At 73.7% G+C, this 23,583-nt stretch carries 23 protein-coding genes; 3 read left to right on the plus strand and 20 right to left on the minus strand.

Annotated features, from left to right (window positions below):
* Positions 1-533, plus strand: a 533-nt coding sequence (locus tag E1165_RS19205; RefSeq protein WP_165945261.1) for a universal stress protein, incomplete at its 5' end; no start/stop codon positions are given.
* A 3-nt stretch (positions 534-536) separates the two neighbouring features.
* On the opposite strand, the gene E1165_RS19210 is transcribed toward E1165_RS19205, so the two are convergent.
* From E1165_RS19210 to E1165_RS19220, 3 genes are all read right to left on the minus strand, one after another.
* Entirely contained in the window at positions 537-1,163 is a 627-nt protein-coding gene (locus E1165_RS19210; protein WP_132393174.1) for an FMN reductase, read from the minus strand.
* Positions 1,160-2,263, minus strand: coding sequence for an LLM class flavin-dependent oxidoreductase (locus E1165_RS19215; RefSeq protein WP_132393175.1), 1,104 nt, complete (start codon positions 2,261-2,263; stop codon positions 1,160-1,162). Before E1165_RS19215 ends, E1165_RS19210 begins: the two co-directional genes overlap by 4 nt.
* Positions 2,264-2,338: 75 nt before the next feature.
* Entirely contained in the window at positions 2,339-2,989 is a 651-nt protein-coding gene (locus tag E1165_RS19220; protein ID WP_132393176.1) for a DNA-3-methyladenine glycosylase, read from the minus strand.
* A gap of 98 nt (positions 2,990-3,087) precedes the next feature.
* Here E1165_RS19220 and E1165_RS19225 point away from each other — a divergent pair, with 98 nt between their 5' ends.
* Positions 3,088-5,646, plus strand: coding sequence for an AMP-binding protein (locus tag E1165_RS19225; RefSeq protein ID WP_132393177.1), 2,559 nt, complete (start codon positions 3,088-3,090; stop codon positions 5,644-5,646).
* A gap of 216 nt (positions 5,647-5,862) precedes the next feature.
* Positions 5,863-6,228, plus strand: coding sequence for an MmcQ/YjbR family DNA-binding protein (locus tag E1165_RS19230; RefSeq protein WP_132393178.1), 366 nt, complete (start codon positions 5,863-5,865; stop codon positions 6,226-6,228).
* A gap of 54 nt (positions 6,229-6,282) precedes the next feature.
* Here the strand turns inward: E1165_RS19230 and argH are convergent, their stop codons facing one another.
* The 17 genes from argH to E1165_RS19315 all read right to left on the minus strand — a co-directional run bounded on the left by argH (position 6,283) and on the right by E1165_RS19315 (position 23,296).
* Positions 6,283-7,746, minus strand: coding sequence for an argininosuccinate lyase (gene argH, locus E1165_RS19235; protein ID WP_132393193.1), 1,464 nt, complete (start codon positions 7,744-7,746; stop codon positions 6,283-6,285).
* A gap of 14 nt (positions 7,747-7,760) precedes the next feature.
* Positions 7,761-8,966, minus strand: coding sequence for an argininosuccinate synthase (locus E1165_RS19240; RefSeq protein ID WP_132393179.1), 1,206 nt, complete (start codon positions 8,964-8,966; stop codon positions 7,761-7,763).
* On the minus strand, positions 8,963-9,478 hold the full coding sequence (locus E1165_RS19245; RefSeq protein ID WP_132393180.1) for an arginine repressor: 516 nt from the start codon (positions 9,476-9,478) through the stop codon (positions 8,963-8,965). Before E1165_RS19245 ends, E1165_RS19240 begins: the two co-directional genes overlap by 4 nt.
* A complete protein-coding gene (gene argF, locus E1165_RS19250) occupies positions 9,475-10,422 on the minus strand; it encodes an ornithine carbamoyltransferase (protein WP_132393181.1) in 948 nt (315 codons plus the stop codon). Before argF ends, E1165_RS19245 begins: the two co-directional genes overlap by 4 nt.
* Positions 10,419-11,621 carry an acetylornithine transaminase gene (locus E1165_RS19255; RefSeq protein WP_132393182.1) on the minus strand — a complete coding sequence of 401 codons (1,203 nt, stop codon included), beginning with the start codon at positions 11,619-11,621 and terminating at the stop codon, positions 10,419-10,421. The genes argF and E1165_RS19255 overlap by 4 nt, the downstream gene beginning before the upstream one ends.
* Positions 11,618-12,505: an acetylglutamate kinase gene (gene argB / locus E1165_RS19260; protein ID WP_132393183.1), complete on the minus strand. Its 888-nt coding sequence runs from the start codon at positions 12,503-12,505 to the stop codon at positions 11,618-11,620. The genes E1165_RS19255 and argB overlap by 4 nt, the downstream gene beginning before the upstream one ends.
* A 58-nt stretch (positions 12,506-12,563) precedes the next feature.
* Positions 12,564-13,736: a bifunctional glutamate N-acetyltransferase/amino-acid acetyltransferase ArgJ gene (gene argJ, locus E1165_RS19265; protein WP_132393184.1), complete on the minus strand. Its 1,173-nt coding sequence runs from the start codon at positions 13,734-13,736 to the stop codon at positions 12,564-12,566.
* A complete protein-coding gene (gene argC / locus E1165_RS19270) occupies positions 13,733-14,734 on the minus strand; it encodes an N-acetyl-gamma-glutamyl-phosphate reductase (RefSeq protein WP_132393185.1) in 1,002 nt (333 codons plus the stop codon). The genes argJ and argC overlap by 4 nt, the downstream gene beginning before the upstream one ends.
* Positions 14,735-15,004: 270 nt before the next feature.
* Entirely contained in the window at positions 15,005-17,551 is a 2,547-nt protein-coding gene (gene pheT / locus E1165_RS19275) for a phenylalanine--tRNA ligase subunit beta (protein ID WP_132393186.1), read from the minus strand.
* Between the two features lie 41 nt (positions 17,552-17,592).
* Positions 17,593-18,684: a phenylalanine--tRNA ligase subunit alpha gene (pheS, locus tag E1165_RS19280; protein ID WP_132393187.1), complete on the minus strand. Its 1,092-nt coding sequence runs from the start codon at positions 18,682-18,684 to the stop codon at positions 17,593-17,595.
* Between the two features lie 212 nt (positions 18,685-18,896).
* Complete coding sequence (locus E1165_RS19285; RefSeq protein ID WP_132393188.1) at positions 18,897-19,736, minus strand: RNA methyltransferase; 840 nt, start codon at positions 19,734-19,736, stop codon at positions 18,897-18,899.
* Positions 19,737-19,765: 29 nt separating this feature from the next.
* Positions 19,766-20,158 carry a 50S ribosomal protein L20 gene (rplT, locus tag E1165_RS19290; RefSeq protein WP_132393189.1) on the minus strand — a complete coding sequence of 131 codons (393 nt, stop codon included), beginning with the start codon at positions 20,156-20,158 and terminating at the stop codon, positions 19,766-19,768.
* A gap of 32 nt (positions 20,159-20,190) precedes the next feature.
* Positions 20,191-20,385, minus strand: a complete 195-nt coding sequence (rpmI, locus tag E1165_RS19295; RefSeq protein ID WP_132265097.1) for a 50S ribosomal protein L35 — start codon at positions 20,383-20,385, stop codon at positions 20,191-20,193.
* Positions 20,386-20,403: 18 nt separating this feature from the next.
* Positions 20,404-21,033 (minus strand): translation initiation factor IF-3, encoded by a 630-nt coding sequence (infC, locus tag E1165_RS19300; RefSeq protein WP_132393190.1) that lies wholly within the window; start codon positions 21,031-21,033, stop codon positions 20,404-20,406.
* Between the two features lie 460 nt (positions 21,034-21,493).
* On the minus strand, positions 21,494-21,967 hold the full coding sequence (locus tag E1165_RS19305; protein WP_207916960.1) for a PH domain-containing protein: 474 nt from the start codon (positions 21,965-21,967) through the stop codon (positions 21,494-21,496).
* 156 nt (positions 21,968-22,123) lie between these two features.
* Complete coding sequence (hisG, locus tag E1165_RS19310) at positions 22,124-22,969, minus strand: ATP phosphoribosyltransferase (protein WP_132393191.1); 846 nt, start codon at positions 22,967-22,969, stop codon at positions 22,124-22,126.
* 45 nt (positions 22,970-23,014) lie between these two features.
* Positions 23,015-23,296, minus strand: coding sequence for a phosphoribosyl-ATP diphosphatase (locus E1165_RS19315; RefSeq protein WP_305792151.1), 282 nt, complete (start codon positions 23,294-23,296; stop codon positions 23,015-23,017).
* Positions 23,297-23,583: the final 287 nt, after the last annotated feature.

Raw genomic sequence — 23,583 nt, forward strand, 5'->3', positions numbered from 1 at the left:
GGTTCACCGGGCTGCTGCTCGGCTCGGTGGGCAGCCAGGTGGCCGCCCACGCGCACTGCCCGGTGCTGGTGGTCCGCCCCGAGGAGCAGCCGATTCCGGTCGACGGGCCGGTGGTGGCCGGGGTGGACGGCTCGGCGGGCTCCCGGCTGGCCGCCGGGTACGCCGCCGACGAGGCCGCCGGACGGGACGTCCCACTGGTGCTGCTGCACGTCGGCCCGCCGGGCATGGACCGCCCGGTGCCCGAGGAGGTCGAGGAGTCGCAGGCCGCCCACCGGGCCGACGCGGTGCGGCTGCTCGCCGAGGCGTCCGCCGCCGTCCGCGCCGACCACCCGGACCTGGTGGTCCGTGAACACCCGGTCGCCGCGGCCAGCCCGACGCAGGGGCTGGTCGAGGCCAGCGGCACGGCGTCGCTGCTGGCCGTGGGCACCCGGGGCCGGGGTGGTTTCGTCGGGCTGCTGCTCGGCTCGGTCAGCCAGGCGGTGCTGCAGCACGCGCACTGCCCGGTGCTGGTCGCCCACCCGTACGACGAGTGAGCGTCAGTCCTCCCGGCCGCCGCCGAGCAGTCGCGCGAAGTCGGTGGTGAGGGCGAACGGGTCGGCGGGGCCGGTCGACGCCGGGCGGCGGTCCACCTGCTCGGCCAGTTCCGCGCCGGCGCGCAGGACCCGCTCACGCAGCGCGCCGTCGGCGGTGCCGCCGGACCAGTCCTCGCTGGCGGCGTAGACGCCCGTGGGCACCACCACGGCGCGCCGGTAACCGAACAGGGGACGGATCGCGTGCTCCAGGGCGAGCGAGTGCCGGGCCGTGCCGCCGGTGGCGCCGATCAGCACCGGGGTGCCGGCCAGCGCGTCGGGCTCCAGGACGTCGAAGAAGGACTTGAACAGCCCGCTGTACGACGCGCTGAAGATCGGCGTCACGGCGATCACACCGTCCGCGCCGGCCACCGCGTCCAGGGCCGACCGCAGCGACGCCGACGGGAAGCCGGTGAGCAGGTGGTTCACCACGTCGTGCGCGTGGTCGCGCACTTCGACGACGTGCAGCCGCACCTCGGCGTCGCGCCGGACCAGCTCGTCGCGGGTGGCGGCGGCGAGCTGGTCGGCGAGCAGCCGGGTCGAGGAGGGCTGGCTGAGGCCGGCCGAGACCACGGCCAGGGTACGCCCGGTCATCGGCCCGCCCCCGTACCGGCCGCGGCGGCGTCCCGGGCGGCGACCAGCGCGGCGTGGGTGGGAGCCTGCGGCACGTGCGCGGGACGCAGCGAGTCGAACTCCCTGCGCAACACCGGGACGACCTCCTCACCGAGGATGTCGAGCTGCTCCAGCACGGTCTTCAGCGGCAGGCCGGCATGGTCGAGGAGGAAGAGCTGCCGCTGGTAGTCGCCGACGTACTCCCGGAAGCCGAGGGTGCGGTCGATGACCTGCTGCGGGCTGCCCACGGTCAGCGGGGTCTCCCGGCTGAAGTCCTCCAGCGACGGCCCGTGCCCGTAGACGGGGGCGTTGTCGAAGTACGGCCGGAACTCCCGTACCGCGTCCTGCGAGTTCTTCCGCATGAACACCTGCCCGCCGAGGCCGACGATGGCCTGTTCCGGGGTGCCGTGGCCGTAGTGGGCGAAGCGCTGCCGGTAGAGCCCGACCATCCGCTGGGTGTGCTCCTTGGGCCAGAAGATGTGGTTGGCGAAGAAGCCGTCGCCGTAGTACGCGGCCTGCTCGGCGATCTCGGGGCTGCGGATGGAGCCGTGCCAGACGAACGGCGGGACGCCGTCGAGCGGGCGCGGGGTCGAGGTGAACGACTGCAGAGGGGTGCGGAACCGGCCCTTCCAGTCCACCACGTCCTCCCGCCACAGCCGGCGCAGCAGGTCGTAGTTCTCGATGGCCAGCGGGATGCCGTTGCGGATGTCCTGGCCGAACCAGGGGTAGACCGGGCCGGTGTTGCCGCGCCCCAGCATGAGGTCCACCCGGCCGTCGGCCAGGTGTTGCAGCATCGCGTAGTCCTCGGCGATCTTCACCGGGTCGTTGGTGGTGATCAGGGTGGTGGCGGTGGACAGCAGCAGCCGCTCGGTGCGCGCGGCGATGTAGCCGAGCATGGTGGTGGGCGACGACGGCACGAACGGCGGGTTGTGGTGCTCGCCGGTGGCGAAGACGTCCAGGCCCACCTCCTCGGCCTTGAGCGCGATGGCGACCATCGCCTTGATCCGCTCACGCTCTGTCGGCTCGCGGCCGGTGGTGGGGTCGACCGTGACGTCGCCGACGGTGAAGACTCCGAACTGCATGACAGCTCCTCGCGTGTCGGACCGGGGGCCGGGGTGGCGTTCCGGACGTCGCGCACAACATACTTGACGGGTCAACTATTCCGTTGCCGGAGGGTCGGGCCGGCGCCGGGGAACGTGCCGGCGGTAGGCGCTGACCGTCGGGTCACCGGTGAGCCAGAACCGCCACGGCACGTCGTGCGCCCCCCTCACCCCGACCCGGGGCCCGGCGGAGACCGCCGCGTCCGGCACCGGCGCGTCGGCCGGGCGCAGCCGCACCGGCCCGTCGGCGAGCAGGTCCAGCCCGTACGCCGAACGGCCGATGCCGAGCGTGGCGCAGAGCCGGGCCGGGCCCCGGGCCAGGTCGACGTCCCGGCGTACGGCGGGCCGGCGGGCCCGGGCGGCGTCGAGGCCGTCGACGACCGCGCCGGCGCGCAGCAGCACCGCCGAGGCCTCCCCGTCCGGTCCGGTCACCACGTTCACGCACCAGTGCATGCCGTACGTGAAGTACACGTAGGCGTGCCCGGCGGGGCCGAACATCACCGCGTTGCGCGGGGTCCGGCCCCGGTGGGCGTGCGAGGCCGGGTCGCCGGCGGTGCCGGCGTACGCCTCTACCTCGGTGATCCGCACGGTGACGCCGTTGGCGGACAACCGGCAGCCGAGCAGGCCACGGGCCGCCGGCACGACCGGCCCGGCGAGCAGGTCGGCCAGTCCGGACAGGTCGGCGGCGGTCGTGTACGGCTGTTTCATCCGGCCAGCTTGACCCGGCGCCGGGCGATCAGCAAACGGAGTGCGAGCCGAGTTACTCCCCCTTCTCCTAAGGCAAGCCTCACCTTAGAGTGCAACCCGTGACGCCCTCGTTTGACCTGCTCCCGGCCGTACGCGCGGTGCCGTTCGTCCGCGACCTGGCCCGTCACGGCGACCGTAGCGCCGTCGTGACCGCCGACGGCACCCTGTCCTACGCCGAGCTGGCGCAGCGGGTCGAGCAGGCCGCGCGGCGGCTGGGCGAACGGCGACGGCTGGTTCTGGTCACCGGGGCCAACACGGTCGACGCGCTGGTGTCGTACCTGGGCGCGTTGCACGGCGGGCACCCGGTGCTGCTGGTGCCGGGCGACGGGCCGGCGGTGGCGACGTTGACCGAGGCGTACGACCCGGATGTGGTGGTCGGTCCGCACGGCGACGGCTGGACGCTGCGGGAGCGGCGCGAGGGCAGCGCCCACGAGCTGCACCCGGACCTGGCGCTGCTGCTGAGCACCTCCGGGTCGACCGGCTCGCCGAAGCTGGTCCGGCTCTCCCACGACAACCTGCAGACCAACGCCGAGGCGATCGCCGGGTACCTGGGGATCCGCGACGCCGACCGGGCGGTCACCAGCCTGCCGTTGCACTACTGCTACGGCCTGTCGGTGGTGCACAGCCACCTGGCGCGCGGGGCGGCGCTGGTGCTCACCGACCGTTCGGTCGCCGACGCGTGCTTCTGGGAGCTGTTCCGGGCGGCGCGGGCCACCACGTTCGCCGGGGTGCCGTACACCTTCGACCTGCTCGACCGGGTCGGTTTCGCCGGGATGGAACTGCCGCACCTGCGCTACGTCACCGCGGCCGGTGGCCGGCTCGCCCCGGAGAAGGTGATCCGCTACGCGGAACTGGGCCGGCGCGGTGGCTGGGACCTGTTCGTCATGTACGGGCAGACCGAGGCGACCGCGCGGATGGCGTACCTGCCGCCGGACCTGGCGGCGAGCCGGCCGCAGGCCGTCGGGGTGCCGGTGCCCGGCGGGTCGTTCCGGCTCGCTCCGGTGGCCGACCAGCCGGACGGCGTCGGCGAACTGGTGTACGCCGGCCCGAACGTGATGCTCGGCTACGCCGAGCGGCCGACGGACCTGGCGTCGGGGCGTACCGTCGACGAGCTGCACACCGGCGACCTGGCCCGGCAGGGCCCGGACGGGCTGTGGGAGATCGTCGGCCGGCGCAGCCGGTTCGCCAAGATCCTCGGCTTGCGGGTGGACCCGCAGCAGGTGGAGGCGCTGCTGGCCGCGCACGGCGTCACCGCCGCCTGCCTGGGCGGGGACGACGAGCTGCTGGTGGCGGTCGTCGGCGAGGCGGACCCGAGGCGGCTCCGCCGGCTGGTCGCCGAGGAGATCGGCCTGCCGCCGCGCGCGGTGCGGGTGCAGCCGGTGGACGCGTTGCCCCGGCTGGCCACCGGCAAGGTCGACTACCGGGCGCTGCGCGCGCTGGGCACCACGCCGCCGCCCACGCCGCCGGCCGCCGCCCCCGGGGACGACCTGTGCCGGCTCTACGCCGAGGTGCTCGACCGCACCGACGTCACCCCGGAGCACAGCTTCGTCGACCTGGGCGGTGACTCCCTGTCGTACGTCGAGATGTCGGTCCGCCTGGAGAACGTGCTGGGTCACCTGCCGCCGAACTGGCACACGATGCCGATCGGCGCGCTGCCCACGCCACGCGCCGGGGGCCCGCGCCGCCGCCGGGCGCTGGAGACCAGCGTGGCGCTGCGGGCGCTCGCCATCGTGCTCATCGTCGGCTCGCACATCCCGCTGTTCACCCTCACCGGCGGGGCGCACCTGCTGCTCGCGGTCGCCGGGTTCAACTTCGCCCGGTTCCAGCTCACCGACGCGACCCGGACCGACCGGTTGCGGCAGGTCCGTGCCGGGCTGGTCCGGATCGTGCTGCCCACCGTGGCGTGGATCGCGGCGATGCTGGTGGTCACCGACCAGTACCGGCTGAGCACCCTGTTCCTGGCGCACAGCCTGGTCGGCCCGCCCGACGCGCGTACCGAGTGGCACTTCTGGTTCATCGAGGCGCTGGTGTACATCCTGGTCGGGGTGGCCGCCCTGCTGTCGGTGCCCCGGCTGGACCGGTGGGAGCGTCGGCACCCGTTCGCCCTGCCGATGACCCTCGCCGGGCTGGGCCTGCTCAGCCGGTACGACGTGTTCGGCCTCGACGCCCGGTACGACCTGCCGACCGCGGTCGTGGCGTTCTGGCTCTTCGCGCTGGGCTGGGCCGCCGCCCGCGCCGGCCGGGTGCGGCAGCGGCTGCTGGTGACCGCCGCCGCCGCGGCAACCGTGCCGGGTTTCTTCGGCCAGCCCGGTCGGGAGGCGCTGGTCGTGGCCGGGTTCGCGCTGCTGGTGTGGCTGCCCACCGTGCCCAGTCTCGGGCCGGTCAACCGGTTGGCCAGCGTGCTGGCCGGCAGCTCGCTCTACATCTACCTGACCCACTGGCAGGTCTACCCGCACCTGCGCGACCTGCCGCTGGTGGCCCTGGCGGCGTCACTGACGCTGGGCATCGGGTACGCGGCCGCGGCGAACCGGGTCGGCCGCTGGTTCGCCACCCACCGGTCGGTACCGGGCTGGAGCCCGGCGAGGAACCGGTCGACGGTTGCCTCACCGCCGCGCTGACCCTGCTGCCGCACCCGCGCGCCGCGATGGACACCCTGGAGGCGGGGCTGCTGTCCCTGGCCGGATCTACGGGCTCACCTGGCGGGCGAGCGCGGTCGACCTCCGGCTGGGCAGCGCCCAGGTCGCCCGCCAGGGCAACGGCGCCGGAGGCAAGGGCGTCGAGCCGGGTACGCCTGCCCACTGTCAAACTGGGACCGGACCGGACGGGAGGACGCGATGACCCGCGACGAGATGGTGGCCTACTGCTCGGGCCTACCGGGAGCCTGGCTCGACCGCCCCTGGGAGGAGACCGAGGTGGCCAAGGTGGGCAGCCGGATCTTCGCCTTCCTCGGCAACCCGGACGACCCGCCCCGGTTGTGGGTGAAGTGCGGCCCCGACCGGGTGCTGGCCGACGAGTGGCTGCACCGGCACCCGGACGACGCCGAGGTCGCTCCCTACCTGGGCCGGTACGGCTGGAACACGCTGCGGCTCGACGGCGGCATCGGCGACGACGAGTTGTTCGAGGCGGTCGACTCCTCGTACGACGCGGTGGTGGCGAAGCTGCCGAAGCGCGAGCGGCCGTCCGCCGCGCAACACTCCTGAGGCGGCGACGCGGCGCGCGGGATGCCCCGCGCGCCGCGATCGGCCGTCACGACCTCAGCGGGGTACGACCCGCTCGGCGGCCCACTCCCGCCAGCCGGCCAGCTTGTCCGCGGCGGCGGCGAGCTGGTCGGCGACCGGGCCGGGGCCGGTGGAGCCGGGGGTGGTCCGGGCGGCCAGGGCCGAACGGACCGACAGCACGTCCCGCACGCTCGGGTCGAGGTGCTCGCTGACCGCGGCCAGGTCGTCGTCGGAGACCTCGTCGAGGGCGCAGTCCCGGGCCACGCAGAGCGCCACCAGCTTGCCGGTGATCTCGTGCGCGTCGCGGAACGGCACGCCCCGGCGGACCAGCCAGTCGGCGACCTCGGTGGCGAGCGAGAAGCCCACCGGCGCGGCGGCCACGAGCCGGTCCACCCGGACCGTCATCGTGGAGATCATCCCGGCGAGGGCGGGCAGCAGCAGCTCCAGGGTGTCGACCGCGTCGAAGGCCGGCTCCTTGTCCTCCTGCATGTCCCGGTCGTACGTCATGGGCAGGCCCTTGAGCATGGTGAGCACGCTCATCAACCCGCCGACCAGGCGGCCGGACTTGCCCCGGGCCAGCTCGGCGACATCGGCGTTCTTCTTCTGCGGCATGATCGACGAGCCGGTGGCGAACGCGTCGTCCAGCTCCACCCAGCCGAACTCCTGCGACGTCCAGAGCACCACCTCCTCACCGAGGCGGGACAGGTGAACCCCGATCATGGCGGTGACGAAGAGGAACTCGGCGACGAAGTCCCGGTCGGCCACGGCGTCCATCGAGTTCGCGAAGGACGTGCGGAAACCCAGCTCCTTGGAGACCGCCACCGGGTCCAGCGGCAGGCCCGAACCGGCGAGCGCGCCCGCGCCGAGCGGGCTGATCGCCGCCCGGTGGTCCCAGTCGCGCAGCCGATCCAGGTCGCGCAGCAGCGGCTGCACGTGGGCCAGCAGCCAGTGCCCGAAGGTGACCGGCTGGGCGTGCTGGAGATGGGTCATGCCGGGCGCGGCCGTCTCCACGTGCCGCTCCGCCTGCTCCACCAGGGCCTCGGCCAGCTCGACCAGCCGGGCCGCCACCCCCCGGGCGTGGTCGCGCAGGTAGAGCCGCAGGTCGGTGGCGACCTGGTCATTGCGGGACCGGCCGGCGCGCAGCTTGCCGCCGAGGCTGCCGAGCCGCTCCAGCAGGCCGCGCTCCAGGGCGGTGTGCACGTCCTCGTCGTCGATGGTCGGGCGGAACTGCCCGGAGGCGCAGGCCGCCTCCAGGTCGTCCAGCGCGGCCAGGATGCGCCCCAGTTCCTCCGGGTCGAGCAGGCCCGCGCCGGCCAGCACCCGGGCGTGCGCCCGGGAACCGGCGATGTCGTACGGGGCGAGACGCCAGTCGAACTGCACGCTCACCGACAGCCGCGCCAGGGCCTCGGCGGGGCCGCCGGCGAACCGGCCACCCCACAGGCTCGTCCGGTTGGTGGCGGCGCTGTTCTCGGTCAGGCTCTTGTCGTCCACGTCGCCTATTGTGGTGGCCACGTTCACCAGCCGCCCAACCGGGCGTCCCGGGCGGCGGCCATCTTGCTGGGCAGGCCCCAGAGCTGCACGAACCCCTTGGCGAGCGACTGGTCGAAGGTGTCGCCGGTGTCGTAGGTGGCCATGCCGAAGTCGTAGAGGCTGGCCTCGGAGCGCCGGCCGGTGACGACGGCCCGGCCGCCGTGCAGGGTCAGCCGCACCTCGCCGGAGACGTGCCGCTGGGCGTCGTCGATGAAGGCGTCCAGGCTGTTCTTCAGCGGCGAGAACCACAGGCCGTCGTAGACGAGCTCGCCCCAGCGCTGGTCGACGCTCTTCTTGAACCGGGCCAGGTCCCGCTCGACGGTGACCGCCTCCAACTCCTGGTGCGCGGTGATCAACGCGATCGCGCCGGGGGCCTCGTACACCTCCCGGCTCTTGATGCCGACGAGGCGGTCCTCGACCATGTCGAGCCGGCCGACGCCCTGGGCGCCGGCCCGCCGGTTCAGCTCCAGGATCGCCTGGTACGGGGTGACCGTCTCGCCGTCGACGGCGACCGGCACGCCGGCGTCGAAGGTGATGACGATCTCGTCGGCGTCGCGTGGCTCGGCCGGGTCGGCGGTGTACGAGTACAGGTTCTCGATGGGGGCGTTCCAGATGTCCTCCAGGAAGCCCGTCTCGACGGCGCGGCCCCACAGGTTCTGGTCGATCGAGTACGGCGACTTGGCCGACACGTCGATCGGCAGGCCCTTCTCCTCGGCGAAGGCGATGGCCTTGTCCCGGGTCCAGGCGAAGTCCCGGGCCGGCGCGACGATCTTCAGGTCGGGCGCGAGCGCGCCCAGGCCGACCTCGAAGCGGACCTGGTCGTTGCCCTTGCCGGTGCAGCCGTGCGACACGATGGTGCCGCCGTGCTTGCGGGCCGCGGCCACCAGGTGCTTGACGATCAGCGGCCGGGACAGCGCGGAGACCAGCGGGTACCGGTCCATGTAGAGGGCGTTGGCCCGGATGGCGGGCAGGCAGTAGTCGGCGGCGAACTCGTCGCGCGCGTCGACCACCTCGGACTCGACGGCGCCGCAGTCCAGGGCGCGCCGCCGGATGGCGTCGAGGTCCTCGCCGCCCTGCCCGACATCGACCGCGACCGCGATCACCTCGGCACCGGTCTGCTCGGCCAGGTAGGGAATGGCGACGGAGGTGTCGAGACCCCCGGAGTACGCCAGGACGACCCGCTCGGTCATGGTGTGCTGTTCCCTTCGACGTTCTCTTCCCGGCGGGCCCAACCGGCTAGCTGGTCGCCGAGCGCGGCCCCGCCGTCGGCCTCGCGGGCCACGACGAGGATGGTGTCGTCGCCGGCGATGGTGCCGACGACCTCGGGCAGCCCCGCTCGGTCCAACGCGCTGGCCAGGTACTGGGCTGCGCCCGGCGGGGTGCGCAGCACGGCGATGTTGCCGCTGGAGTCGACCCCGTTGAGCAGTTCGCGCAGCAGCCGCACCAACCGGGCGGGGGCCGCCTCGGCGTCGCGCAGCGGCCGGTGGCCGTCCTCGGGGATGACGTACACCGCCCGCCCGTCGCCGCCCCGGGCGGTGACCGCGCCCAGTTCCTTCAGATCCCGCGACAGGGTGGCCTGGGTGACCTGGATGCCGTCCGCGGCGAGCAGGTCGGCCAGCTCGGTCTGCGAGCGGACCGCCTTGTCCCGGATCAGCTCGACGATGCGGCCGTGCCGGGCGGCGCGGGTCAGCGGGGCGGTCATGAGGTCGTGCCCCGCCTGGACCCGGCTGCCTCCAGCAGGAACGTCAACAGCGCCTTCTGGGCGTGCAGGCGATTCTCCGCCTGGTCGAACACGGCACTGCGCGGCCCGTCGAGCACCTCGTCGGTGATCTCCTCACCCCGGTGGGCGGGCAGGCAGTGCAACACGATCACGTCCGGCCGGGCGTGGCCGAGGAGCGCCTCGTTGACCTGGTACGGCAGGAACGGAGTGATCCGGTCCAGACCGTCGGCCTCCTGGCCCATCGAGGTCCAGGTGTCGGTCGCGACGACGTCCACACCGCGCACCGCCTCCACCGGGTCGACGAGCACCCGGACGCTACCGCCGGTGCCGGCGGCGATCTTCTCGGCCCGGGCCACCACGTCCGGCTCGGGTTGGAAGCCGGCCGGCCCGGCGACCCGGACGTGCATCCCGGCGATCGCACCGGCCAGCAGGTACGAGTGCGCCATGTTGTTCGCCGCGTCGCCCAGGTACGCCAGCGTCCGCCCGGCCGTGGCACCGAACCGCTCCCGGACGGTGAGCAGGTCGGCCAGGAGCTGGCAGGGATGGTAGGTGTCGGTGAGGGCGTTGACCACCGGCACCGTGGCGTGCGCGGCGACCTCGGCGATCCGGTCGTCGCCGTGGGTACGCAGCACGATCGCGGCGACGTAGCGGGACAGCACCCGGCCGGCGTCGCCCAGTGTCTCGCCCCGACCGAAGTGGGTGACCTGGGTGTCCACCACCAGCGGGTGGCCGCCCAGCTCGGCGATGCCCACGTCGAAGGAGAACCGGGTTCGCAGGCTCTGCTTGTCGAACAGCACGGCCACCGAGCGCGGCCCGGCCAGCGGCTGGAACGCGAACCGGTCGGCCTTCATCCGCGCGGCCAGGTCGAGCACGGCCGCCTGCTCGGCCGGGGTGAGATCGTCGTCCCGCAGGAAGTGCCGGATCATGCGCTGACCTCCGTCGTGGTGGGCGCGGTGGCGGGGGCCGCCGCGTCGAGAGCGGCGGGCAGGGCGGCGAGGAAGGCGTCGACCTGCTCGGCGGTGAGGATCAGCGGCGGCGCGAGCCGCACCACCCCCGGCTGCACCGGGTTGACCAGGAAACCCGCGTCGCGCAGGGCGGCGGTGACCAGGCCGGAGACCGGGCCGGTGAACACGATGCCGAGCAGCAGGCCAGCGCCGCGCACGTCGGCGACGAGCGGGTGGCCGAGGGCCTCGACACCCCGGCGCAGCCGCTCCCCGGTCCGCTTGACGTGGTCGAGCAGCCCCTCGCTGGCGATGGTCGAGATCACCGCGAGGGCGGCGGCGCAGCTGACCGGGTTGCCACCGAAGGTGGTGCCGTGCGAGCCGGGACCGAGCAGATCCGCGGCGCGACCGAAGGCGAGGCAGGCGCCGATCGGCAGCCCTCCGCCGAGCCCCTTGGCCAGGGTCACCACGTCCGGCTCGACGCCCTCGGCCTGGTGGGCGAACCAGTGCCCGGTCCGGCCGATCCCGGTCTGCACCTCGTCGAGCACCAGCAGCGCGCCGTGCCGGTCGGTGATCCGGCGGGCCTCGGCCAGGTAGCCGGCCGGCGGCACGACCACGCCGTTCTCGCCCTGGATCGGTTCCAGGATCACCATGGCGGTGGCGCCGGTGACCGCCGCCTCCAGCGCGGCCACGTCGCCGTACGGCACGTGGGTGACGTCGCCGGGCAGCGGCCGGAACGGGTCGGCCTTGGCCGGCTGCCCGGTGAGCGCCAGCGCCCCCATCGTCCGCCCGTGGAAACCGCCCCGGGTGGCGACCACGTGGCAGCGGCCGGTGAGCCGGGACAGCTTGAACGCGGCCTCGTTGGCCTCGGCGCCGGAGTTGGCGAAGAACATTCGGCCGGGCCGGCCGGCCAGGGCCAGCAGCAGCTCGGCCAGGGCCACCGGGGGTTCGGCGACGAAGAGGTTGGAGACGTGCCCGAGGGTGGCGACCTGCCTGGACACGGCGGCCACCACAGCCGGGTGGGCGTGCCCGAGGGCGTTGACCGCGATTCCGCCGAGCAGGTCGACGTACTCCCGACCGGCCTCGTCGACCACGACGGCGCCGGAGCCGGAGACCAGCGCCAGCGGCGGGACGCCGTAGTTGTCCATCATGGCCTGGCCCCACCGTTCGACCAGCGTGCTCATCCGTTGATCACCATGGTTCCGAACCCTTCCGAGGTGAAGACCTCGAGCAGCGTGGAGTGGGCGACCCGGCCGTCGACGACGTGCGCGGCGGGCACTCCGCCGCGCACCGCCCGCAGGCAGGCCTCCATCTTCGGCGCCATCCCCGACCGCAGGGACGGCAGGAGCGTTGCCAGCTCGTCGGCGGTGATCTCGCTGACCAGGCTGTCGCGGTCGGGCCAGTCGGCGTACAGGCCGGGGACGTCGGTGAGGACGACCAGCTTGCGCGCGTCGAGGGCCACGGCGAGCGCCGCGGCGGCGGTGTCGGCGTTGAGGTTGTGCAGCACCCCGTCGGCGTCCGGCGCGACGGTCGAGATCACCGGGATCCGGCCGGCCGCGATCAGGTCGGCCACCGCGGAGACGTCGACCGACTCCACGTCGCCGACCTGCCCGACGTCGACCGGCTCGCCGTCGACGTACGCGGGTCGCCGCACCGCGGTGAACAGGCCGGCGTCCTCGCCGGAGAGGCCGACGGCGAACGGACCGTGCGCGTTGATCAGCCCGACCAGTTCCCGGCCGACCTGCCCGACGAGCACCATCCGGACGACATCCATCGCCTCGGGCGTGGTGACCCGCAGGCCGCCCTTGAACTCGCTGGCGATACCGAGCCGGCCGAGCATGGCGGAGATCTGCGGTCCGCCGCCGTGCACCACGACCGGCTTGAGGCCGGCGTACCGGAGGAAGACCATGTCGGCGGCGAAGGCGCGCTGCAGGTCGGGGTCGACCATGGCGTTGCCGCCGTACTTGACCACGACGGTGGCCCCGGAGAGACGGGCCAGCCACGGCAGGGCCTCGATCAGCGTCTCGGCCTTGGCCTGGGCCCGGGTGAGGTCGGCGTTCAACGTCATGTCCGGACCCACCTTCCGTTCGCGACCGCAGGACTCCGCTGCGTCGCGTTCCTCGCGCTCACGACGAGTACGCCGAGTTCTCGTGCACGTACGCGTGCGACAGGTCGTTGGTCCAGACCGTCGCCGCCGCGTCGCCGGAGCGCAGGTCGACCCGGATGGTGACGTCCCGGCCGGTGAGGTCCACCTTGGAGCGGTCCTCGGCGGCGGCCCCGGAACGGCACACCCAGATGCCGTTCACCGCGACGTCCACGCCGTCCGGTTCGAAGGCGGCGGTGGTGGTGCCGACGGCGGCGAGGATCCGCCCCCAGTTCGGGTCGTTGCCGAACAGGGCCGTCTTGACCAGGTTGTTCCGGGCCACCGACCGGCCCACCTCCACCGCGTCGTCCTCGCTGGCGGCGCCGACCACGTCGATGGCGATCTGCTTGGTGGCGCCCTCGGCGTCGGCGAGAAGCTGCTGGGCGAGGTCGTGGCAGGCCGCGGTGACCGCGGCGGTGAGCTCCGCGGCGGTGGGCTCGATACCCGACGCGCCGCTGGACAGCAGCAACACCGTGTCGTTGGTGGACATGCAGCCGTCGGAGTCGATCCGGTCGAAGGTGACCCGGGTGGCGGCCCGCAGCGCGGCGTCGAGGGCCGGCGGCCCGGCCACCGCGTCGGTGGTGAGCACACAGAGCATGGTGGCCATGGCGGGAGCGAGCATGCCCGCGCCCTTGGCCATGCCCCCGACGGTCCAGCCGCTGCCTCTGGCGACGGTGGTCTTCGGCCGGGTGTCCGTGGTCATGATCGCCTCGGCGGCGGCTGGTCCGCCGTCGCGGGCCAGCCCGCGGATCGCGGCCCGTACGCCCGGCAGGAGCTTGTCCATGGGCAGCCGCTCACCGATCAGGCCGGTCGAGCAGACCGCGACCTCACCGGCGCCGAGCCTCAGCCGGGGGCTGGCCGAGGTGAGCGCGACGGCGGTGTGCTCGGCGGTGGCGTGGGTGTCCTGGAAGCCGGCCGGGCCGGTGCAGGCGTTGGCGCCGCCGGAGTTGAGCACCACGGCGCGGACCACGCCACCGCGGACGACCTGCTGGGACCAGAGCACCGGCGCGGCCTTGACCCGGTTGGCGGTGAAGACGCCGGCGACCCCGGCGTCGGGACCGTCGTTGACGACGAGGGCGACGTCGGGGGCGCCGCCGGTCTTGAGCCCGGCGGCGACACCGGCGGCCCGGAAGCCCCGGGGGACGGTGACGGTCATGGTGCGACTCCGAAGGTCGACAGGCCGGTGGTCTCGGGGAGACCGAACATGAGGTTGGCGTTCTGCACGGCCTGGCCGGCCGCGCCCTTGCCGAGGTTGTCGATGGCGCTGACCACGATCACCCGGCCGGAGTCGACGTCGAGGCCGACCTGGAGGTGGCAGGAGTTCGAGCCGGCGGTGGCGGCGGTGTGCGGCCAGGCGCCCTCGGGCAGCAGGTGCACGAACGGCGCGTCGGCGTACGCCTCGGCCAGCACGGCCCGCGGGTCGGCGTCCCCGGTGGGGACGGCGGTGACGGTGGCCAGGATGCCGCGGGGCATGGGCGCGAGGATCGGGGTGAAGGAGAGGCTGGTGGCCCCGGTGGCCTGCTTGATCTCCGGCACGTGTTGGTGTGCGCCGACCTTGTAGGGCGACAGGTCGCCCATCACCTCGCTGCCGAGCAGGTGCGCCTTGGCGGCCCGGCCCGCCCCGGAGGTGCCGGAGGCGGCCACCACCACCACGTCGGCGGGGCGGACCGCGCCGGCGGCGATCAGCGGGGCCAGGGCCAGGGTGGTGGCGACGGCGTAGCAGCCGGTGCTGGCGACCCGGTGGGAGGCGGCGATCGCCGCCCGCTGGCCGGGCAGCTCGGGTAGGCCGTAGGTCCAGGCGTCGGCGTACGCGCCACCGTAGTAGCGGGCCCAGGCGTCGGCGTCGCGGAGCCGGTGGTCGGCGCCGAGGTCGACCACCTTGACCGCGTCGGGCAGGGCCGCCGCGAGGGCGGCGGACTCGCCGTGTGGCAGTGCCAGGAAGACCAGGTCCGCCTCGGCCAGGGTGGCCGGTTCGGTGGCCCCGAAGGTCAGGTCCAGCCCGACGAGCTGGGGGTGCACGACGGTGACCGGCTGGCCCGCCTGGCGGTGGGCGGTGGCGGCGACCAGGTCGAACTCGGGGTGCCCGGTGATCAGCCGCAGCAGTTCGCCACCGGCGTATCCGCTCGCCCCGGCGACCGCGACTCGAATGCCCATACTCACCTCCGCATGACTATGCAGAGAAGGTTAGCGGCGGCGGCACACCACCGCAAGGTCATGCATCCCATTGCATGAGCATGAAGAGTGATGCGGATCACAAACGGAGCAGGCGCGGGCATCCCGTCCCTGGTGGCGGCCGGGACGCCGCACGACCGGTCGACGGCGGACCAGCCCGTGCCGCCGCTCGCCCTGCGGCGACGTCGATCCGAAAGCGGCGACGGCGAGGCCCCGACCCACAGCAGGGTCCGGGCCGCGCCGACCGGTGGCTCAGGCCCCGCGCAGGGCCGCGCCGAACCGCCCCGCCGCCAGGGCGACCGCGGCGTCCCGGGCGGCCAGCGCCTCCTCGACGGTCAGCGTCCGGTCCGGGGCGCGGAAGGTGAGCTTGTACGCCAGCGACCGGCGTCCCGCACCGAGCTGCGGCGAGGCGTACACGTCGAACAGACGCACGTCCTCCAGCAGTTCACCGGCGCCTTCGACGAGGGTCCGCTGCACCTCGGCGGCGGGCACCGACTCGTCGAGCACCAGCGCCACGTCGATCAGCGCCGGCGGGAAGGTGGACACGGTCGGCGCGGGCGCCAGCGGAGCCGGCGGCAGCGCGTCGAGGTCCAGCTCCATGGCGCTGGTCCGCCTGGGCAGCTCCAGCGCCGCCACCACCGCCGGGTGCAGCTCGCCGGCGTACCCGACGACGGTGCCGTCGACCAGCAACGCGGCACAGCGGCCGGGATGCCAGGGGGCGTGCTCCGTGGCGCGCGCCTCCACCCGCTCGGCTGGGACGTCGGCGGCGGCGAGCACGTCCCGGCCGGCCTGGACGGCGTCCGCCCAGCCGGCGGCGCGGCCCGGACCCCACCAGCCGGTGGGTTCGAGGTCGCCGGTGAGGACGACGGCGACGTGCCGGGGCTGGTGCGGCACCACCGCGTCGGCGGCGGCCAGCTCGGCGTCGGTGGGGCGCCGGTCGACGCCCATGGCCGGCGGCCGACCGACGCCGGGGCGCGGGTGGAACACCGTGCCGATCTCGTAGAGCGCGAGATCGCGGTGGCCGCGGCCGAGGTTGCGCCGAAGGATACCCAGCAGCGGGCCGAGCAGCGTGGTGCGCAGCAGCGGCTCCTCTTCGGACAGCGGGTTGGCCAACCGGACCGCCCGACGGCGCGGGTCGTCGGCGGGCAGGCCGAGCTGGTCGGCCAGCTCCGGCGAGGTGAACGGGTGGGCAACCACCTCGACGAGGCCACGTTCGGCCAGCGAGCGGGCCACCGCCCGGCGGCGACGCTGCTGCCAGGTCAGGCCGCGGCCGGGTGGCGCGGTGGGCAGCACCGACGGCACCCGGTCGTACCCGTCGAGCCGCACCACCTCCTCGACCAGATCCGCCGGGTCGGTGAGGTCGGGCCGCCAGGTCGGCGGGGTCACGGTGAGCACGTCGCCGCCGCCGGTCGCCACCCCGACCTCGCCCGGGTCCTCCGCCAGCCGGTCGGGGCCCCGGGCAACGGTGCAGCCCACCTGCTCCAGCAGGGAGACCACCCGCTCCGGCGGGTACGCCACACCGACCCGCCGCGACGGCAGGTCGGCCGGCAGGGTGACCGGGGACATCGGCCGGACGTGGTCGAGGTCGAGGATCGCCGGGTCGGCGGTGCCGCCGCCGTGCTCGGTGAGCAGCCGGACGGCGCGTTCCAGGGCGACCAGCGGCAGGGCCGGGTCGACGCCCCGTTCCCAGCGCTTCGCGGCCTCGCTGAACAGCTTGTGCCGGCGGGCGGTACGCCCGACCAGCACCGGATCCCAGTGGGCGGCCTCGAAGAGCACGTCGGTGGTGCCGTCGACGACCTCGCTGGTCTCGCCGCCCATCACCGCGGCGAGCGAGATGGGTCCGCTGTCGTCGCAGATCACCATGTCCTCGGTGGCGAGCGTACGGGTGACCCCGTCGAGGGTGGTCAGCTTCTCCCCCGGCTCGGCCCGCCGGACCACCAGCGGCCCGGTGATCCGGTCGGCGTCGAAGGCGTGCATCGGCTGACCCAGTTCGAGCATCACGTAGTTGGTGATGTCGACCGGCAGCGAGATGTTGCGGATGCCGGCCACGGTGAGCCGCCGCGCCATCCAGCCGGGGGTCGCGGCGGTCGGGTCGGCCCCACGCACCATCCGGGCGGCGAACCGGTCACAGCCGACGGTGTCGCGCACCTCGACCGGGTACGCCGGCTCGGCGGTCCCGCCGGGCGCGGGCGCCAGGCCCGGGTCGCGGAACGGCACGCCGAGGGCGTGCGCCAGTTCGCGGGCCAGGCCGCGCACGCTCAGCGCGTACCCCCGGTCCGGGGTGATCTCCACCTCGACCAGGACGTCGTCGAGGCCCACGACGGGTCGGGCGTCGTCGCCGGGCTTGGCCGGTGTGTCGGCCGGCAGCACGATGATGCCCGAGTGGTCGTCACCCAGGCCCAACTCCTTCGCTGAGCAGATCATGCCGTGGGAGTTGCGCCCGTAGGTCTTGCGCGCGCCGATGGCGAAGCCGCCGGGCAGCACGCCGCCGGGGAGGATCACCACCACCTTGTCGCCCTGGGCGAAGTTGCGCGCCCCGCAGACGATCTCCTGTGGCTCGCCGGTGCCGTTGGCGGCGCCCACGTCCACCCGGCAGAACCGGATGGGCTTCTTGAAGCCGGTCAGCTCCTCGATCTCCAGGACCTCACCGACGACCAACTGGCCGGTGACGGTGCCGGCCAGGTCCACGACGGACTCGACCTCGACACCGAGGTCGACCAGGGCCTGCTCCAGGTCGCCGGTGGGCAGGTCGGCGGGGAGGTCGACGTACTCCCGCAGCCAACTGACAGAAACTCGCATGACTTCAGACCACCGTTCCCGTGACTCGTACCCGCATCGCCCTACGCACCGACCCCGAACGCGCGGGTGAACCGCACGTCGCCCTCGGCCATGTCCCGCATGTCGCTGACCCCGTGCCGGAACATCACCGTCCGGTCGATGCCCATACCGAACGCGAATCCGGAGTACACCTCCGGCTCGATGCCGCAGGCGCGCAGCACCCGCGGGTTGACCATGCCGCAGCCGCCCCACTCGACCCAGCGCGCGCCGTCCCGGTGCTCCGGGAACCACACGTCGAACTCGGCCGACGGCTCGGTGAACGGGAAGTAGTGCGGCCGGAAGCGGGTCTTCGCCCCCTCGCCGAACATCGCCCGGGCGAAGTGGTCGAGGGTGCCGCGCAGGTGGGCCATGGTGATGCCCTTGTCGACGACCAGGCCCTCGACCTGGTGGAACACCGGCGCGTGGGTGGCGTCCAGCTCGTCGGTACGGTAGACCCGGCCCGGCACGATCACGTAGATCGGGGGCTTGCGGGTCAGCATGGCGCGCGCCTGCACCGGCGAGGTGTGGGTGCGCAGAACGAGGCCCGAACCGTCACCGGCCGCGGCGGCCCCCTCGGCGGGGGCGACGTGGAAGGTGTCCATCAGTCCCCGCGCCGGGTGGTCGGCGGGGATGTTCAACGCGTCGAAGTTGGTCCACTCCAGCTCGACCTCGGGACCCTCGGCGACCTCGTAGCCCATCCCGACGAACAGGTCGCTGATCTGCTCCATCAGGGTGCTCAGCGGGTGCCGGGCGCCGCGGGGACGCCGGTCGTACGGCAGGGTCACGTCGACCCGTTCCTCGACCAGCACCCGGGCGGCCTGCTCACGCTCCAGAATCTCGGCGCGGGCGGCGTACGCGGACTCGATGGCGCGGCGGGCCTCGTTGACCCGCTTGCCCGCGTCGGACTTCGCCGCCGGCGGCAACGCGCCGATCTCCCGGCGGGCCAGCGACACCGGCGCCCGGTCGCCCAAGTGCGCGGGGCGCAGCGCGGTCAGCGCGTCGGGGTCGGCGGCGGCGGCGAACGCCTTCTCGGCGTCGGCGACGGCCTCGGCCAGGGCGGCCGGATCCAGCAGGGCGACCTGCTTCGGGTCGTACGGATCGTTGCGGTAGCTCATGGGTACGGGCACTCCCTCACGGCGGCGCCGGCCCTCACGGGCGGCTAGGCGAGTCTACGGACGCGCGGCTGTGCCGCAGCCCGCCGGTGGGAGTTGCGCAGGGGGGAGGGTCAGGCCCGCCGCCCGCCGACACCGGCGGGCTGGCTAAACGAACGCCGTGGCGCGTTCACCATGCGGACGACTCCCCTGTGCTGTCTGAGCGCGTGACACGGTCAGCGCAGTGCTCTCGCTGAAGCGTACAGGCAGACGGCGGCGGCCGCAGCCAGGTTCAGGCTCTCGGCACGCCCGTGCAGCGGCACCCGCACCCTGGCGTCGGCGGCGGCGGTCAGCTCCTCGGGCAGACCGTGCGCCTCCGAGCCGAAGAGCCAGGCGGTGGGCGCGGCGAGCCGCCCGTGGTCGATGAGATCGTCGAGGTCGCTGTCGCCGTACCCGGTGGTGGCGAGCACGGTGAGCCCGGCGGCGCGCAGCGCGTCGACCGCCGCGAGCGAGTCGGCGGCGCGGACCACGTCGACGTGGAAGAGGCTGCCCGCGGAGGCGCGCACGCACTTGCCGTTGTACGGGTCGACGGCGTCACCGGCGAAGACCACCGCTCCGGCGCCGGCGGCGTCGGCGGTGCGCAGCACGGTGCCGGCGTTGCCCGGGTCGCGGATCCCGGCCAGCACCGCGACCAGGCGCGGCCCGCGCGCGAGGGCCCCCGCCAGGGGTACGTCGAGGTGCCGGCAGACGGCGACCAGCCCCTGTGGGGCGACGGTCTCGGCGAGCGCGGCGAGGGCCTCGTCGGTGACCTCGGAGACGGGTACGTCCTGCCGTGCGGCCAGCGCCGCGAGGTCGGCGTACCGGTCGAGGGTGGCGGGGGTGCCGAACAGCTCGACGGTCGTGCCGGCCCGGGTCAGGGCCTCACGAACCGACTGTGGCCCCTCCGCCAGGAACCGGCCGGTGGCGTCGCGGTCGCGGCGGCGGTGCAGCCGCCGGGCCGCGGCCACCCTGGGGGTACGCGGGGTGAACGGACCCGGGACAGCGTCGAGGCGCCTCCCGCGCGCTGGTGACTGCATGGGAGACGCCTCGATCTGCTGTGAGTGGATCAGGCGGCCTGGGCCGCGGCGCCACCGGTGCCCTCGGCCGCCACGGCGGCCCGGGCCAGCTCGACGATCGCGGCGAACGCCGCGGCGTCGTGGACGGCCATGTCGGCCAGGATCTTGCGGTCGACCTCGATGCCGGCCAGGCGCAGGCCCTGGATCAGCCGGTTGTAGGTCAGGCCGTTCGCCCGGGCGCCGGCGTTGATCCGCTGGATCCAGAGCTGCCGGAAGTCGCCCTTGCGGTCGCGGCGGTCCCGGTAGGCGTACTGCATCGAGTGCAGCACCTGCTCCTTGGCCTTGCGGTACAGCCGGGAGCGCTGACCGCGGTAGCCGCTCGCGGTCTCCAGCAGGGTACGGCGCTTCTTCTGGGCGTTCACAGCCCGCTTGACGCGTGCCATCTCAACTCCTTCTTCGGTTCAGGTGGCGCGCGTCAGCGGCCGAGCAGCTTCTTGATTCGCTTGACGTCGGCCTTGACCAACTCGACCGTGCCGGTCAGCCGGCGGGTCCGGGTGGAGGCTTTCTTCTCCAGGTTGTGGCGGAGGCCGGCCTGCTGGGCGACGATCTTGCCCTTGCCGGTCACCTTGACCCGCTTGCCCATACCCGTGTGGCTCTTCATCTTCGGCATGTGGAACGTCTCTCCCTGTTACTGACCGCTGGTCTCAGCGGTCGTGCCGGTGTCACCGGCTGCTGCGGTCTCGCCGGCCTCCGGTGCGGAGCCGTCCACGGCCCGTTCCCGGGGCCCGACCCGGGACGCCGTCGCGGCGGCCGCGGCGGCCTTCGTGGCGCGGTGCGGCGCGAGCACCATGATCATGTTGCGACCGTCCTGCTTCGGCGCGGCCTCGACGTACCCCAGCTCCGAAATCTCGGACTCGAGCCGGCGCAGGAGCCGGTAACCCAGCTCCGGGCGGCTCTGCTCCCGACCGCGGAACATGATCGTCACCTTGACCTTGTCGCCGGCCTTGAGGAACCGCACCACGTGACCCTTCTTGGTCTCGTAGTCGTGCGGGTCGATCTTCGGCCGGAGCTTCATCTCCTTGATGACGGTCTGTTGCTGGTTACGCCGCGCTTCGCGCGCCTTCAGTGCGCTCTCGTACTTGAACTTGCCGAAGTCCATGAGCTTGCACACCGGCGGGCGCGCCATCGGCGCAACCTCGACCAGGTCCAGGTCGACGTCCGCGGCCAGCTGCAGGGCGCGCTCCAGCGGGACGATGCCCACCTGCTCACCCTCAGGGCCGACCAGTCGGACCTCACGTGCCCGGATCTGCTCGTTCACGCGTGGTTCGACGCTGATGGGGCCTCCTCGAGTCGGTTCTCCTGCGTGGCCGACCCCGCGGGCCCCCGGGTGAGGGCCGCCCGGAAAGCAGAAGGCCCCGGCGCATGCCAGGGCCCACTCGACCGGTCGGCACGATCACATGATCGCGCATCCGGTGCCGGGACACGCCCGGAACCGGTGACCGGACCCGGCCACCTACGGGGGCGACTCGGGTGGGAGCAGGCGCTCCGCTTCAGGACCGCCCACCCGCCGAGGCGGGGGCAGTCTGGTCGACTCGGCAACACTACACCCTGACCTCACCCACCCCCAAACCGGGCTTCCAGGTCAACGCCGGTGTGCCCCCAGGGCCGCAGCGGTTACCGTCCGCCCGGAATCCCCAGCGCGGGCTGCCGGGTCAGCGGGCCGGCACGGCGGGTGCACCAGCGGGCGAGCCGGGGCCACGCCAGGCCCGGCCCGACGGTCAGCGGGAGGTGGCGCCGCCGGCCAGGGAGGCCAGGTGGGCCTGGTGCAGCCGGCGCAGCGCGCGGACCCCCTCCACCGCGATCTCCTTGTCGGCGGCCTGCAGGGCGACCATCGGCAGCAGGTCGTCGTCGTGCAGCTCCAGGCTGGCCCAGGGCGCGCCCCGGTCGAACCGGACACCGCGGACGACCTCCCACGGCAGCTCGTACGACCCGACCACGTTGCGTACCCGCACGCCACGCGCGTCCGCCTCCACCCGGGGGCGGGTGAACAGCAGGATGACCAGCGCGCCGAACACGCCGAGGCCCACCATGGCGAGCTGGTCGCCGCGCTGGAAGGTGCCGTAGCCGTTGCCCGTGGCGCCGCTGAGCGAGGTGGCCACCAGACTGAAGACCACCAGCAGCGCGACCGCCGAGACCCAGCAGACGACCCGGATACGTCGGGGCTTCAGGCGGACCAGCTCGGGATCACTCACCCCACCAGTCTGCCACCCGGCTGCCGGCGGTGATCCGCCGCCACACGGAGTCCGAGGGCCGCACCGTCGCCGCCCGGCATGATCCGTCGGGCCCCGGCCGTGATCCACGCCCGGACGGGCCAGTCGGGCCGGCGCGCCGCGGCCCGACCAGCGTCCTCAGAGCCGGCAGGCGTGGATGTTGGTGACCAGGATGGCGCGCGCGCCCAGGTCGTACAGCTCGTCCATGATCCGGTGCACGTCGTCGCGGAGCACCATCGCCTGCACCGCGACCCAGCCCTCCCGGTGCAGCGGGGAGACCGTCGGCGACTCGATCCCCGGCGTCAGCGAGCTGGCCCGGTCGAGCAGGCCGGCCGGCACGTCGTAGGCGAGCATGACGTAGCGGCGGGCCACCAGCACGCCGTGCAGCCGGCGCAGCAGCTGGGCGGACTGCGGGTGCGCCGGCGCGTCGGTGCGGCGAACCAGCACCGCCGAGGAACGCAGCAGCGGTTCACCGAAGACCACCAGGCCCGCCTGGCGCAGCGTGGTCCCGGTCTCCACCACGTCGGCCACCACGTCGGCGACGCCGAGCCGGATGGCGTTCTCCACCGCCCCGTCCAGCCGGATCACGTCGGCCTTGACGCCCAGCTCGGTGAGGTGCCGCTCGACCAGCCCCGGGTACGCGGTGGCGATCCGGTGCCCGCCCAGCTCCCGTACGTCGTCGACGTCCTCGGGGCGGGCGGCGAAGCGGACGGTGGCCCGACCGAAGTCGAGATCCACCACCTCCTCGGCCGGCGCCCCGGAGTCGATGAGCAGGTCCCGGCCGGTGATGCCGACGTCCAGGTCACCGGAGCCGACGTAGGTGGCGATGTCCTTGGGACGCAGGTAGAAGAACTCGATGTCGTTGGGCTCGTCCCGGCAGACGAGGTCCTTGGGGTCGACGCGCTGGCGGTAGCCCGCCTCGCGCAGCATCTGGGCGGCCTTCTCGGCCAGGGCGCCCTTGTTCGGTACGGCGACACGCAGCATGACGGAGTGCTCCTTCGATCGAATCTCATCAACGACGGGGCGCACTCACAGATGTCGGTAGACGTCCTTGAGCTCGAGACCACTGGCGAGCATCAGCACCTGGACCTGGTAGAGCAGCTGGGAGATCTCCTCGGCGGTACGCTCCGGCCCCTCGTGCTCGGCGGCCATCCACGACTCGGCCGCCTCCTCGACGACCTTCTTGCCGATGAAGTGCACCCCCTTGTCCAGGGCGGCGACGGTGCCCGAGCCCGGGGTGCCGGCGGCGGCCTTGGCCCGCAGCTCGGCGAACAACTCCTCGAACGTCTTCACGGAAGGCGATTCTTCCAGCCAGGCGCCGACGCCGCGCGGTCCGGGTCCCGGCCGCTCGTCCTCCCACCGTCACCGCCCCTTCTGTCCGGTCCCACGGCACCACGTCCGGGCGTTCCGGTCGCTCCGGCAACAAATCGACATCGATCGTCCCGACGACCGCCGGCACGCCCTGCGGGACATCGGCAATCTTCTCTACGCTGTCCGCCATGGCAAGCAGCAGCTCCCGTGCCCTCGCACTCACCGCCGCCGTCGCCGCCCTCGTCGCGTCGGCCGGCTGCACTCCCCCCGACGGGAGGAACCCCACC

Source organism: Micromonospora sp. KC723 (genome assembly GCF_004348595.1).
In the GTDB taxonomy this organism is placed as follows: Bacteria; Actinomycetota; Actinomycetes; order Mycobacteriales; family Micromonosporaceae; genus Micromonospora.

Excerpts from the sequence above, each read along its gene's own strand:
- E1165_RS19210 (WP_132393174.1), bottom strand. The coding sequence starts at position 1,163 with ATGACCGGGCGTACCCTGGCCGTGGTCTCGGCCGGCCTCAGCCAGCCC.
- E1165_RS19215 (WP_132393175.1), bottom strand. The coding sequence starts at position 2,263 with ATGCAGTTCGGAGTCTTCACCGTCGGCGACGTCACGGTCGACCCCACC.
- E1165_RS19220 (WP_132393176.1), bottom strand. The coding sequence starts at position 2,989 with ATGAAACAGCCGTACACGACCGCCGCCGACCTGTCCGGACTGGCCGAC.
- E1165_RS19230 (WP_132393178.1), top strand. The coding sequence starts at position 5,863 with ATGACCCGCGACGAGATGGTGGCCTACTGCTCGGGCCTACCGGGAGCC.
- E1165_RS19240 (WP_132393179.1), bottom strand. The coding sequence starts at position 8,966 with ATGACCGAGCGGGTCGTCCTGGCGTACTCCGGGGGTCTCGACACCTCC.
- E1165_RS19245 (WP_132393180.1), bottom strand. The coding sequence starts at position 9,478 with ATGACCGCCCCGCTGACCCGCGCCGCCCGGCACGGCCGCATCGTCGAG.
- argF (WP_132393181.1), bottom strand. The coding sequence starts at position 10,422 with ATGATCCGGCACTTCCTGCGGGACGACGATCTCACCCCGGCCGAGCAG.
- E1165_RS19255 (WP_132393182.1), bottom strand. The coding sequence starts at position 11,621 with ATGAGCACGCTGGTCGAACGGTGGGGCCAGGCCATGATGGACAACTAC.
- argB (WP_132393183.1), bottom strand. The coding sequence starts at position 12,505 with ATGACGTTGAACGCCGACCTCACCCGGGCCCAGGCCAAGGCCGAGACG.
- argJ (WP_132393184.1), bottom strand. The coding sequence starts at position 13,736 with ATGACCGTCACCGTCCCCCGGGGCTTCCGGGCCGCCGGTGTCGCCGCC.
- argC (WP_132393185.1), bottom strand. The coding sequence starts at position 14,734 with ATGGGCATTCGAGTCGCGGTCGCCGGGGCGAGCGGATACGCCGGTGGC.
- pheT (WP_132393186.1), bottom strand. The coding sequence starts at position 17,551 with ATGCGAGTTTCTGTCAGTTGGCTGCGGGAGTACGTCGACCTCCCCGCC.
- pheS (WP_132393187.1), bottom strand. The coding sequence starts at position 18,684 with ATGAGCTACCGCAACGATCCGTACGACCCGAAGCAGGTCGCCCTGCTG.
- E1165_RS19285 (WP_132393188.1), bottom strand. The coding sequence starts at position 19,736 with ATGCAGTCACCAGCGCGCGGGAGGCGCCTCGACGCTGTCCCGGGTCCG.
- rplT (WP_132393189.1), bottom strand. The coding sequence starts at position 20,158 with ATGGCACGCGTCAAGCGGGCTGTGAACGCCCAGAAGAAGCGCCGTACC.
- rpmI (WP_132265097.1), bottom strand. The coding sequence starts at position 20,385 with ATGCCGAAGATGAAGAGCCACACGGGTATGGGCAAGCGGGTCAAGGTG.
- hisG (WP_132393191.1), bottom strand. The coding sequence starts at position 22,969 with ATGCTGCGTGTCGCCGTACCGAACAAGGGCGCCCTGGCCGAGAAGGCC.